The sequence below is a fragment of the Parashewanella spongiae genome (assembly GCF_004358345.1).
Lineage (GTDB): Bacteria > Pseudomonadota > Gammaproteobacteria > Enterobacterales > Shewanellaceae > Parashewanella > Parashewanella spongiae.
Genome location: NZ_CP037952.1, coordinates 2406795 through 2422238 on the forward strand (window position 1 = coordinate 2406795; position 15444 = coordinate 2422238).

12 protein-coding genes are annotated in these 15444 nt (G+C 38.6%); 3 read left to right on the forward strand and 9 right to left on the reverse strand.

From position 1 onward, the window contains the following. Positions 1–13 precede the first annotated feature (13 nt). The 8 genes from E2I05_RS09240 to dapA form a co-directional block, all read right to left on the reverse strand. The gene (locus E2I05_RS09240) at positions 14–874 is read right to left on the reverse strand and encodes a hypothetical protein (protein WP_121855127.1); all 861 of its coding nucleotides are present in this window, start codon (positions 872–874) and stop codon (positions 14–16) included. A gap of 103 nt (positions 875–977) precedes the next feature. Beyond that, positions 978–2018, reverse strand: a complete 1041-nt coding sequence (locus E2I05_RS09245; protein WP_133309586.1) for an IS701 family transposase — start codon at positions 2016–2018, stop codon at positions 978–980. Positions 2019–2462: 444 nt separating this feature from the next. Next, positions 2463–3410 (reverse strand): EamA family transporter RarD, encoded by a 948-nt coding sequence (gene rarD, locus E2I05_RS09250; protein WP_165905552.1) that lies wholly within the window; start codon positions 3408–3410, stop codon positions 2463–2465. A 149-nt stretch (positions 3411–3559) separates the two neighbouring features. After that, the gene (locus tag E2I05_RS09255) at positions 3560–4627 is read right to left on the reverse strand and encodes a ketoacyl-ACP synthase III (RefSeq protein ID WP_121854819.1); all 1068 of its coding nucleotides are present in this window, start codon (positions 4625–4627) and stop codon (positions 3560–3562) included. Positions 4628–4685: 58 nt separating this feature from the next. Then, positions 4686–5357, reverse strand: coding sequence for a GntR family transcriptional regulator (locus tag E2I05_RS09260; protein ID WP_121854820.1), 672 nt, complete (start codon positions 5355–5357; stop codon positions 4686–4688). Between the two features lie 105 nt (positions 5358–5462). Next, positions 5463–7040: an aldehyde dehydrogenase (NADP(+)) gene (locus tag E2I05_RS09265; RefSeq protein WP_121854821.1), complete on the reverse strand. Its 1578-nt coding sequence runs from the start codon at positions 7038–7040 to the stop codon at positions 5463–5465. A 12-nt stretch (positions 7041–7052) separates the two neighbouring features. Further along, positions 7053–8048 carry a 4-hydroxyproline epimerase gene (locus E2I05_RS09270; RefSeq protein ID WP_121854822.1) on the reverse strand — a complete coding sequence of 332 codons (996 nt, stop codon included), beginning with the start codon at positions 8046–8048 and terminating at the stop codon, positions 7053–7055. Between the two features lie 341 nt (positions 8049–8389). Continuing rightward, on the reverse strand, positions 8390–9301 hold the full coding sequence (dapA, locus tag E2I05_RS09275; protein WP_121854823.1) for a 4-hydroxy-tetrahydrodipicolinate synthase: 912 nt from the start codon (positions 9299–9301) through the stop codon (positions 8390–8392). Between the two features lie 173 nt (positions 9302–9474). Here dapA and E2I05_RS09280 point away from each other — a divergent pair, with 173 nt between their 5' ends. Further along, a complete protein-coding gene (locus E2I05_RS09280) occupies positions 9475–10515 on the forward strand; it encodes a proline racemase family protein (RefSeq protein WP_121854824.1) in 1041 nt (346 codons plus the stop codon). Positions 10516–10547: 32 nt separating this feature from the next. Further along, entirely contained in the window at positions 10548–11834 is a 1287-nt protein-coding gene (locus tag E2I05_RS09285; RefSeq protein WP_243641144.1) for an NAD(P)/FAD-dependent oxidoreductase, read from the forward strand. Between the two features lie 566 nt (positions 11835–12400). Here E2I05_RS09285 and ltrA read toward each other — a convergent pair. Continuing rightward, entirely contained in the window at positions 12401–13681 is a 1281-nt protein-coding gene (gene ltrA / locus E2I05_RS09290) for a group II intron reverse transcriptase/maturase (protein ID WP_133309438.1), read from the reverse strand. 141 nt (positions 13682–13822) lie between these two features. On the opposite strand from ltrA, the gene E2I05_RS09295 reads away from it, so the two are divergent. Then, positions 13823–14968: an ISAs1 family transposase gene (locus E2I05_RS09295; RefSeq protein WP_133309417.1), complete on the forward strand. Its 1146-nt coding sequence runs from the start codon at positions 13823–13825 to the stop codon at positions 14966–14968. The last annotated feature ends 476 nt before the right edge of the window (positions 14969–15444 follow it).

Here is a 15444-nt window from a genome sequence, read left to right on the forward strand (position 1 = left end):
GTTATGGTATAAATTATGTTTCAGAAGAGTTCGGACAAAAAGAAAAATAATCCGGACCAGTATCTGAACCTACAGTATAAGAAGCATGAACCCCAATAATATCTGTGCCTTTAATTACAAAAGAACATTTTACATGCATCGACTTGATGTGCCCTGGTTGCTCTTTAATTGCATTAACAATGTCATCTGCTTTGGAGCTACTTGCGTCTTTGTGAAGTACTACATTTAGCATTAAATAACTTTCTGCCCCTGGGCTTCGGTTGTAGTGATAAGTTTCATCAGACTCACCGATTGAGATGTAATGCTCGCTAGGGTTATTGAGCATTACGTTTTCCATTATAGTTGCTAATAATCTTTGATTAACAATCTCTTTAACAGTTTGAAATTCACTTCCACAACGTTTTTTTAGATCTACTTGAGAAAAAATTTTATCATCTTCCCACTGATGTTTTGCACGATAAAAGTCTACATCGAAAATAGTAACGTCTGTGTCAGGTTTATTAATATCTTTTTGGAGTGTTTCTTGTAACTTTCTCAAATCGATCGCTAACCGTTTTAATTTAAACGAGCAAGGTCCAAGTTCATAGGTAGTATAGTTATTTTCATCTTTTACACTAAATTCTTTTTTACCAATAGATGTAGCGTTTGTTTTGAGTGCATAAAATAAGTCAGGTTTGTCTCTATCATACGTTCTTAAGTCAGACAAAAGTTCGAATTTAGCTTTGCTCTCTTGCTTTAGGGAAGGCTGAAACAGCTTACTTATTTTTTTCCAACAATCATTGGTAGATTGATCTATGTTTGGATCAGATTCAAAGCTGGCTTTATCTTGTTTATTAAATAAGCTTGGAATTGCACTGCCAATCCTTGAAAGCATGAAGTACTCCCTGTTTGCTGCTAAATTGCATGTAGCTCTATTGAGTTAATTATAGTGAAGGGTTTTAGTATTGCTAAATTGGATTAAGTTACTGGTGTAGGACTTACGCATTGACAGAATTTTGAAATTTTGGTTCGAGACAACTTTTACCTTCTGAAAATGTTGCAATAAAACCTGCGACTACACCCTTGTAAAGAACACGTTGGTGTTTATACACATTAGATATGACATCAGCAGCCTGCATTTTTTGAAGATGAACAAAGCTGCAAATTGATGCAAATATATGATTTCTTATAGGTTGCTCATTGCGTACTTGAAAGTGCTCAATATGGCAGACTTGTTTAATTGCACGATGATATTGTTCAATCTGCCAGTGATGGTCATGGATGCTTAAAAACTCTTTTCTCAGCAAGTAGTTAAAGTTGCCTTCTGGTAAGTAGACAACATAATGGCGTTGCTGGTCTTTTAGCATCGTCCGAAAAAGTTTCACTTTACCAAAGTCTTTCAACCAGACTTCGAGACCATCATCAGGTACATCTAGGGCTTGAACTTGCTGCAACTTTCCCTTTTCAAGCGATACTGCTCTATTGCTTTCAACTGAAAACATAAAACCTGTTTGGTAATTTTTTACCTTCTTCAGATTTGGAACGCCGCTGTACCAAGAGTCTCCCGTGACAAATGCTGGCTTCAAACCCCATGTTAAGACTTCACCCAGCATATCCTGAAAATAATCATTTTTAGTTTTGCCTTCAGACTTATCATAAATACGATAATTGACTGGCATGTGCTGACCATCTGGATCTGTGTAGTATAAAGTGATGAGATTAATCCCTTTCACAACTCGATGATGCTTACCTGACCAAAAATGTCCAACAAGTGCCATATACTTGCTATAAGGTTTATCCAGAACGCTGTCATCAACGCTAAGAGTGCCACCAATCAAGTTGACGCTGGTTTTTATTTCATTAAATAAATCAAATGGTTCAAACAGTTCTCTTTGAAAAAAACGGTTTACACTGTGATGAGAAATACCAGTTACCTCGGACAATCGAGTGCAAGTGGATGACTTGGGCTCACTGATCAAAAATCCCATATACATAGTTAAATTGCAGCGGGCTGTAGTTGGTCGAGTGGTACTTCTTATTATCAGTTACAATATTTAGATTTTTGAAGGATTATCATTAACTACGCAAACCTGTCAATGCGTAAGTCCTATGGTGTTTTAAATATTTATAGAGATGAAAGATATAAACAGAAAATGATGTCGTTTTATCAATGATATTTAATGTGAGCCTATTATATGAGGAATAAATCGGTTTATTATCTTTATTAAAGTTTTATATCTTTTGTTATATTTGAATGTTTAGAACTGAGCATAACTCTTGATAGAGATATTCTAGGGTAAACGCAAGCATGTTTTTCGAGCAAAAACCGTAAACTTTGTAACCCGACATTCCCGTAAAAACGAGAATCCAGTGACTTTGGGTATTCAGGTATAAGGTGCTAGACTCCCACTTTCGTGGGAATGACGAAATTACCACATGCAGTTGTTCATATCACTCATTCGTGTGGTCGCCCTGATAGATATTCATACCTTTTTAGTATGTTTTGAGCTTTTAGGTTCATCAATAAAAATTTTGAAACTGTCAAAGAGAGAAATAAGTGTAGCTGACCATATGAAACCATAGAATATTAAATGTGACGTTTCAACTTGTTCATGAATTACTATTGTTGCAACGACAAAAAGAATTGATGGTTCAAGATAACTGAGCATACCAAACAAGCTAAGAGGTAAAAGCATTGAGGCTTGAATGTATAGAAACACTGAAATTATCCCAACAATCCCAAATAATAAAATCAAAACTAAAGAATATGGTGTGGTATAAAGTGAGCTAAAAATATTAGGAGTATTTTTAAAAAATAAAATAGAGACAGGGATCAAACAGAGGTGCTCGAGAAAAAGAATTGATGCCACTTTCTCCTTCATCATTTTCCTGATAGTAAAGTATAGTGGATAACCACCAAAAACAATCACTGAAACCCATGATATTGAATGGTGTTGCATGAGCTCTATAACTAACCCTATCAAGGCTAAAGATATGGCTATTCTTCTTAAGAAATTTATTCTTTCTTTAAAAATAAGTTTGCCTAGTAAAGCTGTGCTTAACGGTAGCATGAAATAGCCCAAGGATAGCTCTTTCGTTAAACCGTTAGCTGGTGCCCATATAAATATCCACCATTGAACACCAATCAAGCAGGCTCCAATGAGCAATAATGAGAGTCTTTTGGGGCTTTTAAGTATATCTTTTGCTGAATTGAACAGATCTATGTATTTTTTTGAAAATGAAAAATAAGCAGTTAAAAATACAAAGCCTATTATTATCCTCAACGAAAATAACGTATTGCCATCGATATTTATTAAATTAATCAACCATGGAATAATGCCGAAAATTAAAGATGCAATAACGGAAAATGTTATGCCAGCTCTATAATCATAATTAGTTAGCAAGAGATTTATACCGATTTTTAAGTTCAAAATTAATTTACGAGTGTATGTCTTTTATCGATTTTAGAGTAATTAAGATTTATTAACTTATGTGGAAGGCAAGTAATGAGAATATAATTAAAGAGTTAATAAATAAAGGCTCTGTACTGAGCCTTTATTTATTAACGGGATAAAATCGATCAAGAGTCGCAGAAGTGATCAGCGGCACGTTTAACAAGCTCTAAAGCTGTTTGATTACACTCTGGAAGCTCTGCGTCACTCTCTTTCAATGGTGTCACCCTGTCTCCCCATTTCATTAGTACGGCTGCAGAAGTTAAGCCAGCGCCAAAAGCACAAGATAAAATGTTTTGATTTGGCTTTAAAATTCCCTGTTCTAATGCATCACAAATTGCAATCGGGATGGTGGCTGCTGATGTATTGCCATAATTAGCAATGTTTACGAAGGCTTTGTCTTTTGGCAATTTCATTTTGGAAATTAATGTATCGATGATGCGCTCATTTGCTTGATGAGGGATCACTAGGTCTATTTGGTCGATTGGAAGATTACACATATCAATAACTTGGGTGCTTAAATTCTTCATGCCATTAATTGCACGTTTAAATATTTCTTGGCCATCAAATTGTATGTGGAAGTCTAATGAAGCCGTGTCAAACCTATCCATTGTCGTTCCAAACCCTGCTTTAAGAAATTCACGACCAGCTGGGTCATTATTTAACTCGTACCCTAAAATACCGCAATCTTGCTCTGTTGCTTCCACGACCACGGCACCAGCACCGTCTCCAAAAAGTACAGCTGTATCCCGACGTGACCAATCAAGAAAAAAGGTAAGGCGCTCGGCACCAATAACAAGAACTTTCTTGCTTTGGCCACTTTTTATTTGGGAGTTTGCTAAACCTAATCCGTACAAAAAACCACTGCATGCAGCGTTTATATCGAAAGCACCGCAAGTAGCACCGATGTTTGCTTGAACAGTAGATGCAATATTTGGAATTAGGGTATCGGGACTTGCCGTAGCCAAAATTATCATGTCAATTTCACTGCCTTCAACATTAGCTGCCGCTAATGCTCTTTTTGCAGCTAAGGATGCAAGCTCAGATGTTTCAACATGACTTACATGACGTTGATGAATGCCGGTTCGAGTTTTAATCCACTCATCAGAAGTATCAATAAATGTGGCTAGATCGTCGTTTGTTAGTATTGCAGGAGGAACACATTTTCCCCAACCAGTGATCTTAGCATTGTGCATAATATATTCTCTTAACCTTAAGAATTACAGTTCTGATCTGTAAATAATTGTTGTATTTCTAATCGATTTGCTGAGCCACTAACGATTTAATTGTATCTGCCGAATGTAATATGTGTTGTTTTAATAAAGCTGTAGCCTTATCAATTTGGCGACTTTTGCAAAACTCAAGTAGGTCTCTATGCTCCTGTTCAGCTCTGGGTATCCCACCGCCCAATAATAACTGTAAACGAATATAGCGATCGCAGTTTGTGTTTAGACCTTGTACTACTTCAAGTGTATGTGGACGATTTGCTGGTTGGTATAAAAAGGTGTGAAATTGTGTGTTGAGTTCACTCCAGCTTGCAACAGCGTTTTCATGCTTAAAAGCAGATTCAAGAAGTTCAAGAACTTGCTCTGCTTTTGCAAAATCTTCATCGCTTATGTTAGGAATTGCTTTAGCAAGAAGATCTGTTTCAATCATTGCGCGTAACTCAAATAACTCGGTTACTTGTTCGACTGAAAGCATTGTAGCTGTAGCTCCTTTATGGGCTTCAAACTTTACTAAGCCTTCAGCTTCAAGTTGTAAAAGCGCTTCCCTGACAGGGATACGACTTACATTGAGTTGTTCTGCTAGTGCACTTTGTCTTAAAGGCTCTCCAGCTGCTATATCACCAGAAAGAATTTTCTCTCTTAGAACTTCAACAACTACTTGCGTACGAGTTTTGTGGACGATAGGGGGGGTTCGACTCATGGATACCGTCTGTCATTAATTAAAATTGATTATTGCAGCCAAGATACCGTTTACGGCAAGATAAATAAAGGGAAATACAGCATTTCCCTCTATTTAATTGCAGTTTTATTTCACTATTAAGTTAGAAAAGCTATCTTGAAGATCGGCCGGTAATAAATATGTAGGACTATTTTGATAACAAATAGGTCGCAAAAATCGTTTTATTGCTGAAACGCCAACTGATGTAGACTGAACATTAGTGCTTGCAGGGTAGGGGCCACCATGATTCATTGAATAACAAACCTCTACACCTGTAGGCATTTGATTGAAAATAATCCGGCCTACCTTGTAGCTGATAGAGCGAATAAGTTCTTGAAGTTGTTCAAAATCACTTTCAAAGCCATGAATACTTGCACACAATTGACCTTCTAATTTATTAATGACAGATTGCATTTTATTAATATCAGAACACTCTACGATGATAGCGGAAGGTCCGAATATTTCATCGCGTATTTGCGGGTTTTGATTAAAACATTCAGCAGATGTAGAAAAAATGATTGGTTGTGTGTGATGCGGTTGCTCAGGGCTTATTCCTCTGCCGACAACTGTCATTCCTGAATGCTTTTCAAGTCGTTCGATTTGTTGTTGATAGGTTTTGGCTATGCCGTTTGATAACATTGGAGCGCTGGCTTGTTGGCTGATTTCTTCTGATAGAGTTGCTTTGTAACGTTCGAGTCCTTGGCTTGATAAGCTTATTAAAACTCCTGGACTCGTACAAAATTGACCATGACCCATCATCAGCGATTGAACTTGTGAAATTGCTAATGATTCAGCATCTTTTTCAAGGATATTAGGTAAAATGAATTGTGGATTAACCGATCCAAGCTCACCAAAAAAGGGAATTGGAGTTTCACGCGCTGCACATAAGTCGGCGAGTATTCGTCCTACTTTAAGAGAGCCTGTGAAGCCAACGGCTGCAACTTTATCATTAGTGACTAGAGAGGCGGCAATATCAGGCAAAGAGCTTTGTAATACACTAAAAACACCGGGGGCAATTGAACAAGATTCGATCGCTCTTGAAATTGCTTTACCAACAAGCTCAGTAGTTGCTGGGTGAGCAGGGTGGCTTTTGACTATAACAGAACAACCAGCAGCTAATGCTGAAGCAGTGTCTCCTCCTGCAGCTGAGAAAGCGAGGGGAAAGTTAGATGCTCCAAAAACCACTACAGGACCAAGTGGAATGTAACCGAGTCTAGATTCTGGTTTAGGAGCAGGAGTTCGATTGGGATCCGCTTTGTCCATATAGCGTGGCTCAGTAGGATTTCTCAAATGTTGCGCGAACAATTTCAACTGGTTGCAGGTTCTAGCTGTTTCACCTTGAAGTCTAGCTATTGGCAATCCGGTTTCTATTTGTGCTACTGCAACAATGATAGCGATGTCTGAATTTAATTCAGTTGCAATGGCGTCCAGAAAATCAGCTCGCTGGGCTGGGGTTGTATTTCTATAAGATTGAAATGCATCTGTTGCCGACTGAGTGGCAAGATCAATATCTTTTGCTGTTGCTTCAAAAAATTTCCACTTTAGCTTTTGGTTTAAAACAGGGTTATGACTGGAAAATATATCTCTATCATTATTTCCAATCCATTGCCCGCTTATGAAGTGTTGGCCTGTGAGTTTTACAGTTTGTAAGTGTTGAGTGTTCATCTAAAATCCTTATTAAACTTGAAAACCGAATGCATATGGATCATCATCATCTACTGTGATGGTGTTATTACCTGTTACCCTAGCCCAACCTTGAATACTCGGTTTTATGGCTTTATAAGTGCCTACTTGCGTTTCAGATTCAATTTTTCCTATAAATTGACTGCCGATAATGCTTTCATGTGAATAAACATCACCTACTGATAAAAGTCCTTTTGCATGAAGTTGTGCAAGACGGGCGCTTGTACCAGTGCCGCAAGGTGAACGGTCAATGGCTTTATCGCCATAAAAAACTGCGTTTGCGCCATTAGAGCCATCAGTAATTGTGTCGCCGGTCCAAAGGACATGAGAAACACCGCGAACCGTTGGATCACTTGGGTGAATACACTCAATATTTTGAGCAGCCTTACGTACGATGGGACTCCAGTGTAGTATTTCTGAAGCCGACCATTTCCGAAGACCTGGGAAATTTTCTTGTGGATCGACGATACAATAAAAATTTCCACCATAAGCAATATCGACCGTCAGTTTGCCGAGCTCTGGTACATTTAATTCAACGTCTTTATGGGCTAAGTAAGCCGGAACATTATAAATTTTGACCCATTCTACTTTTCCATTAGTGAGATGGTAATTAACCATTATTTGGCCCGCAGGAACGTCAATTATAAGTTGACCTGCTATTTTTGATTGTAAAAGACCTGATTCTAAAGCTGCAGTTATGGCACCAATCGTTCCATGCCCGCACATAGGTAAACAACCACTGGTTTCGATAAATAGGATTGAGGCATCGGCATTATCGGTGCAAGGAGGATATAAAAATGCTCCAGACATCATGTCATGACCTCTTGGTTCAAACATGAGTGCAGTTCTTATCCAGTCGTGATGAGTTAGAAAGTCTTGTCGTTTTTCACTCATAGTATTGCCACGCAGAACTGGGTGGTCACTCGTGACCAGCCGAACTGGATTTCCGCAGGTGTGAGCATCAATGCAAAAAAAGGTGCCTTTAATCATTAAAAGCGTTCCAAAAATTGTTATTAATATGGGGCACTGACTGAATATTAATACAGTCAGTGCAATTCTTTAATCTAATTAAATCAGTTGAACGCATAGTTTAAATTTAATTTATTGAAATTAAATACAAAATTAAACAACCCGAATTCACCTATCAGGTGAATGCTGAACATTCATATACTTGCCAAAATCACCGCTAACTGCGTTACAAATTTTGCAAGTAGAAACGAAGTAATGACAGTTTTGTATTTCGGTAACCACTACCTGCTGCTATTCATACCTTGCTATCAGTAATTTTTTCTGCGTATATGAACGCTCCAACCGATTTATTTAGGTTTAAGTTAGAAGTACTTAGATAAATCTAATCGTGTTTTCAATGCTTCAGAAATTACTTTTTCAACATAAGCTCTTTCATCGCCCTCTAGCATCATTCTTGGCATACGCACATTTTCACTTCCACGGCCTACAAGTTGCTCAGCATACTTAATACATTGGACAAGCGTTGGGATAGTATCAAGGCGTAAAAGTGGCATAAACCATCGATAAATTTCGCGAGCTTCTTCAATTCGACCAGCTTTAGCAAGTTTAAATAGGGCAACAGATTCACGTGGGAATACATTTGTTAAACCAGAAATCCAGCCAGTTGCTCCAAGGAATATGCTCTCTAAAGCGATATCATCAACACCACAAAGTAAACTGAATCTATCACCGAAGAGGCTTTGGAGTTCCGTTAATCGGCGAGTATCTGTGGTCGATTCTTTGATCGCGACAATATTTGATTCTTTAGCAAGCTCAGCGGTCATTTCTAGATTAATATCGACACCATAACTCACAGGGTTGTTGTAAATCATAATTGGAAGGGTTGGAACGGAACGCGCTACTGTTTGATAATGGGCTACGACTTCGCGATCTGTTCCGCGGTAAACCATAGCTGGTAACAGCATTAATCCATCTACGCCAAGGTGTTGAATATCTTTAGCATACTGAGAAGCCATCTGAGCCGTATTTTCTGTACAACCTGAAATTACTTTAATACGGCCATTTACTGTTTCGACAGTGTGCTTAATGAACTCTCTTTTTTCTTGAGCACTAAGGGATGCATTTTCCCCAATTGTACCTAGAGCAATAATTCCATCGATACCGTCGCTGATTAACTCTTCAAGCATGCGAGCATTGGATTGAAAATTGATAGAACCGTCTTCATTAAATTGAGTTGAAATTGCCGGAAATACACCTTGCCAATTTACTTTCATTTTTAAACCTCATTGAGCAATCGCCAGTAACGATCTAAATTAACTTTTTATTTTGTGGATATTGTATACAATATTGTAAAAAATAAAAGTCTTAAGTTAATTTCTTTGAAATATATTTGTGTTTACAGAATTTGAAATATGGCTTTAACAACTAAGAAAAGTAAGGAAACTCAATGGATATCTTTCAAATAAGTGACAGTATCTTACATGGTTTTAACAAAATTACTACATTGGATGCTCATACAGAAGGGGAGCCTTTACGGATTATTACCAGTGGCTTTCCCGAAATTAAGGGGAAAACAATTCTTGAAAAACGTCAATACGTCACGAAATATTTAGATTGGTATCGAAAAGTTTTAATGTTTGAGCCCCGAGGACATGCAGATATGTACGGTGCAATAATAACTGAGCCAGTGACACCTGATGCTGATTTTGGTGTGTTGTTTTTACATAACGAAGGTTATAGCAGTATGTGTGGACATGCGATCTTAGCTATCGTTAAAGTCGCCTGTCAAACGGGAGCAATAAAACTAAATAATGAACCTAGAATTGTAAAAATTGATGCTCCTGCTGGGCTGGTAGTAGCAAAAGCCCAAAGAAATATAGCTAATGAAATTTTAGTGAGTTTCGAAAATGTCTTGTCTTGGCCAGAAGCATTAGATTGTAGTGTTTATGTCGAAGGAATCGGTGATGTTAAATATGACATAGGTTTCGGTGGTGCATATTATGCATTTGTGGATGCAGACGAGTATGGTATTTCCTGCGAGGCGAACAATGTTGCCCAACTGATTGATGCAGGTCGTAAAATTAAGCAAGCCGTCATGGCTTCACGCACGTTAGATCATCCAGTTGAACATGATTTAAGTTTTTTATACGGTACCATTTTCACTAGCAAAAAAGTAAGTCATGAGGACTATCATTCAAAACATGTGTGCGTATTTGCAGATGGTGAAGTAGACAGATCTCCGACAGGTACTGGTGTGTCGGCTCGAATTGCACTTCTGTATGAAAAAGGAAGTGTTGCTTTAAATGAAAAAATTACCATAGAAAGTATCGTTGGTGGGAAAATGAACGTTTCGGCACTGAGTGAAAGTATTTTCTACGGAAAGAAATGTATAACTCCTGAGGTTTCTGGTCGCTCATATATTACCGGTCAGCATCAGTTTTTAGTTGATAAAGAAGATATTTTTCAAAATGGCTTTTTAGTACGCTAATACTTATTAAACTACAAATGTGTGAGGCACTTATGCCAAATCAACAAAAAATGGTTACCAACGACCAATTACATGAACAAATATGGGTTGTAGGCGCTGGAATAGTAGGGTTAACCTCAGCGCTTCAGCTACAAAGTCAAGGCTATCAAGTTACTATTGTAGATAAAAAAGGTGTTGCTGCAGGGGCATCCCAAGGTAATGCAGGACACTTTGCAACAGCCGAAATTTTTCCTCACGCTGAAGCTAGCTTGTTATTTGAACTGCCGAAAATGCTTCTCGACCCCCTTGGGCCAATTCGGATTTTACCTCGATATTTCTTAAAAGCACTCCCTTGGTTCAGTCGTTTCGTCATCAATATGCTGCCTAATAGAAGGTTAAAAAACACTAATGCAATAAAAGGCCTTAATTATTCAGCTATTCATGAAATGCGAGAGCTTGCCCAATCTTGTAATTGTGCCAACTTAATCGTAACTAAAGGTAGTTTATTGGTTTTCGAACAAACACCACTTCCTAAAGTCATTCAGCAATGGCGAAGGTATGCAGACGAAGGAGTGCCGGTTAGGCTACTTACTGGGAATGAAGCAAGGGAACTAGAGCCATCATTATCTTTTAATATCCAACATGCATTATTTTTTACTGAAACGGCTCATACCAAAAACCCTAAGTTTCTCTGTGAAGCTTTTGCAGCAACGTTTATTGAGCGTGGTGGTAAAATCTTGCAGGCAGAATTAGATGATATAGATACAATCGACAAATTGAGTTTAAAATACACCAGCACTGATAACCAGGCTGAGCACATGGTGAATCCTGATAAGATATTATTAACTACGGGTGCATGGTCTAAAAAGTTTACCACAAAGTTAGGTTATAACGTGCCTTTAGACACAGAGCGTGGTTACCACTTGATGCTGCCAAATAAAATTCCGTTAAACAGACCTGTAACATCTTTTGAAAGAAAATTCATTATTACACCAATGAATGATGGAACAAGACTTGCTGGAATGGTGGAGTTTGGAGGTTTACATGCACCAAAGTCGAAAGGGTGCACAGAACGGTTTTTAGTGCATGGGAAAGCAATAATACCTATGTTAAATGTGGATGAACCTCATAATGGTATTGAGTGGATGGGATTCAGGCCGTCACTGCCCGATAGCTTACCGGTGCTGGGGAAAACAAAACATTCAAGTGTATTTGTATCCTTTGGACATCAACATCTTGGATTAACTTGGTCTGCATTGACAGCAAAACTTGTAGCACAACAAATTACCGGCCGTACAGTGGATATTGATATGAAACCGTACAGTATTGAACGATTTTAATATTAATAAACCACATTCGCCCCTTGTGAAAATATATTCATAAAGGTCGAGTGTTACACCAATTACAGTAATTAAATGCTTAACTCAGAGCTAGGTATGCGCACAAAGTACAAACGAAATTGGTGTAAACATAGTTATTACCGACATACAAAACTGTCGTTATTACATTGCTACGTTGAGACAATTTTGTGAAGTATTCTTTATAAACCAAAGTGTGCGCATACAACTGACATTGAACACATCTATTAAAAAACCAAAATTAATGAATAGTAACTCATCTTTGCGTTGTGAAAATGTTCATATCGGTTAATTTAAAGTAAAACATAGATAAAAAGTGATTTCTTATTCAACCTTAACCACATAACTATTTCGTGTGCGCAATGTCAGATACAAGCTCCCGAAGTGCAAGGCTAAAGGTTTCCATTACTGCGTTGCACCTTCTTGAAGTAGAGTAGGCTACTGGCTTCGCTATCGCTTATCCAGCAGCCCCTCTTCGATTCCGTGCATGAGGTTTTCCCTCACACGGCTCTGTTGTTACACTTCTCTCAGCCCCTTCACTTTGCTTATCATCTTGTCGTGGGTAAATACTCAAGACCAGCTTGGCGTAATTTTTCGTAAGCACCTCGTGATAGATACTTGCTTCGACGTTGACTTAAGCGACGATGCCAGCGATAGAACCGGTTTACTACAAATCCATTTATTCTGAAAAATACACCTCTGGGATAACCTATCCCACCAAAATAGTGTTTCCATCCCCTCAGAACTTGATTAACCTTATTTATCAGTACGCCAAGTGTATTTGAGGTTCGGTGTTTCACTATGTCTCTGATTTTATTTTTCAGCTTTGTTTGGCTCTTCTTAGACGCCTCTATCTTGATGTAACTGGTGCCTTTGATGAGGCCTGTGATCCGTTGAAAGTTAAAACCGAGGAAATCAAACTCATTCATCAGCTTTCCCATATCCACACAGTGGGTTTTACTTTGATTTAGCTTCAGACCTTCATCACTTAATTGCTGTGTTATCCAGTCCAGTTGCTCTTGTGTGTAGGTTTGCTTATGAAGTACAACAAAATCATCTGCATAGGTAACGATTTTACACGGTGTTTTTTCGTGTATTTTCAAACAGAAATCGTTGAGATAGATGTTAGCCAGTAGTGGAGAGATAACTCCGCCTTGCGGAGTGCCACATCGGCTTGCTTCTATTCGCCATTTCCCGTTGACCGTCTCTATGCTGATGGGCGCTTTGATAAAGCTTTTCAGCAAACTCAGAAAGCTGCTGTCGCTTATTCGCCTTTCTACTTTTGCCATCAACTTAGCGTGCGGGATGGTATCGAAATAGGCGCTCAAGTCAGCATCAAGTACGTGCTGATAGCCTTGTTTTAGGCTCATTTCAATGACTTTTACCGCTTGCTGGGCGCTTCGACATGGACGATAACCATAACTGTGTTCATGTAAATGAGGTTCGTAGACGGGTTGCATCACTATTGTCATCGCCATTTGCACAATTCTGTCACTGATTATCGGGATCCCAAGTTTCCGCGTTTTGCCGTTGTCTTTGAGTATTTCTACTCGTTTGACTGGGCTAGGTCGATAGTTTTTCTGTTGTAATTGAGTTTGAATTTCTTTTAACAGCGCAACGACTTTCTTTTGCTGCTCTAGATAACTGAATGTGATGCCATCAATTCCTGCTCCGCCTTTATTGGCTTTGCATCGTCGATAGGCTTCTTCGAGTATATCTAGGCGACTGAGTTTATCGTACAAGCTGTAAAATCGAAGCTCCGAGTTAAGCTTTGAGCGTAAGTAAAGTTTTCGCTGTAATATTCTGATATTTACTGGAGTGTTAGCCATATGGCAATTTCACCTCAAAAGTTACGTTAAAAACGGGTGTAACACTGAGCCCCTTCCCAGGGCGGGATCGCGCTTTAGGTCTTGAAAAAAATAATTAAAGAAATTTTGAACTTTCCTCTATAACGATGATCAGATCGACAAATGAATACTGATTTGAGCCTGATTATGGACGTAATGAAAGAGATTGAGCAAATTGAAGACCATCGTGTAGAAGCCAATAAAGAGTATGATTTAGCGGATATTATTTTTCTTACTATTGCCGCAGTGCTTTGCGGTGCGACAGGGTGGAAAGCCATCAACATTTTTGGGGAAGCTCAATTAGATTGGTTAAGACAATACCGTCCATTTAGTAACGGTATCCCGACAAGACATTCAATTGGAAGAATAATTAGAGGTGTTAAAGCCGAAAGTATGATGTCTTGCTTTATTAACTTTTCCAACACATTACGGGAACGAGATGGTAAAGAGCATATCAGCTTTGATGGTAAAGTGGCTTGTGGTTCTAAGCACGGGGATAACGTAGCAGCGCTTCAACTAATGACGGCAATGGTTGTGGATAATGGACTGATAATACGTCAAAAAGAAACGTCGACTAAAACGAACGAAATCCCTGTAATGCAATCCATGCTAAAACACATGGACATTGAAAATGCAGTTATTACCGCTGACGCCATGCACTGCCAGAAAGAAACTACAGCCTTAATACGTGAGGGAAAAGGTGATTACGTTCTTCAAGTGAAAAAGAATCAAGGTAAATTACTTGCTGAAATTGAAGCTTATTTTCATAAGTGCTATAGAGATACACCAGAGCTTTTAAAAAAGAATCACTTTACAGAATTAGACGGTGAGCACGGACGAATTAATGAAAGACATTATCGCCTTTTGCCAATTACAAATTGGTTTGACGAAACAGCTAAATTTGTAGGCAGTCATGCCGTTGTTGAAGTCACTCGAATGCGAGAGCTGAAGAATAAATCAAGTCAAGAAACGTCTTACTACATAACTTCGTTAGCCAGTGATGTGAAAGATATCGCTAAATATATACGGAAGCATTGGGCAATTGAAAATAGTCAGCATTGGGTTCTCGATGTCACTTTTAAAGAGGATGCCTGTAAAATTTATGCTGATGATGGTGCAAAAAATTTGGCTACAATCAGAAGAAAGATTTTGAACTTAGTTAAAAGTCACTCTTCAAAAGACAGTGTTGCTGGCAAGATGCAGAGAGCCTGCTGGGATGCAAAATTTAGGGCTGAGATTTTGTTTGGTGAATATTTCATCAAAGCATAATCCCGCCCTGGAGCCCCTTCCCTGATGTGAAGTTATGTTGTCTTCACGGTTAACGGTACTATGGGCTCATCCGACTGCCTGAGCGCCCTATCTGAAATTTCGGTTTACCTTATATTCGGATAGTGGAAGTCACTACCTTCCAACACTCAGGCTCTCCCACGTTCACTTTATTTCCTTCAATACATGCCACTTCATATTACGCCGGAAGATCAAACAGATGCATTTACCAGTTGCTTCTCTGTTTGTGTCAGGGTTCGTCAACTAGGAAAGACTCCCCATCTTCATTTTTTGATTTACGACGCTTAACTGAATTCGCTTGATGCTGCGGCCTACATTGCATCTCAACCTTTATTCAAGGCCTTTGTCACAGGGCTTCATGTCATAGCGGTTACCCATTATGCATGCCCGTCAGATTTCGGGATGAACTGGTAATTATCCCGTCAGGTACGTTTCAACCTGATGGACTTATTATAAAT

Bases quoted from the DNA above. Each gene is read 5' to 3' on its own strand.
- E2I05_RS09240 (WP_121855127.1), bottom strand. From the start codon at position 874: ATGCTTTCAAGGATTGGCAGTGCAATTCCAAGCTTATTTAATAAACAA.
- E2I05_RS09280 (WP_121854824.1), top strand. From the start codon at position 9,475: ATGGATATCTTTCAAATAAGTGACAGTATCTTACATGGTTTTAACAAA.
- E2I05_RS09260 (WP_121854820.1), bottom strand. From the start codon at position 5,357: ATGAGTCGAACCCCCCCTATCGTCCACAAAACTCGTACGCAAGTAGTT.
- E2I05_RS09265 (WP_121854821.1), bottom strand. From the start codon at position 7,040: ATGAACACTCAACACTTACAAACTGTAAAACTCACAGGCCAACACTTC.
- E2I05_RS09295 (WP_133309417.1), top strand. From the start codon at position 13,823: ATGAATACTGATTTGAGCCTGATTATGGACGTAATGAAAGAGATTGAG.
- E2I05_RS09255 (WP_121854819.1), bottom strand. From the start codon at position 4,627: ATGCACAATGCTAAGATCACTGGTTGGGGAAAATGTGTTCCTCCTGCA.
- E2I05_RS09285 (WP_243641144.1), top strand. From the start codon at position 10,548: ATGCCAAATCAACAAAAAATGGTTACCAACGACCAATTACATGAACAA.
- ltrA (WP_133309438.1), bottom strand. From the start codon at position 13,681: ATGGCTAACACTCCAGTAAATATCAGAATATTACAGCGAAAACTTTAC.
- E2I05_RS09270 (WP_121854822.1), bottom strand. From the start codon at position 8,048: ATGATTAAAGGCACCTTTTTTTGCATTGATGCTCACACCTGCGGAAAT.
- dapA (WP_121854823.1), bottom strand. From the start codon at position 9,301: ATGAAAGTAAATTGGCAAGGTGTATTTCCGGCAATTTCAACTCAATTT.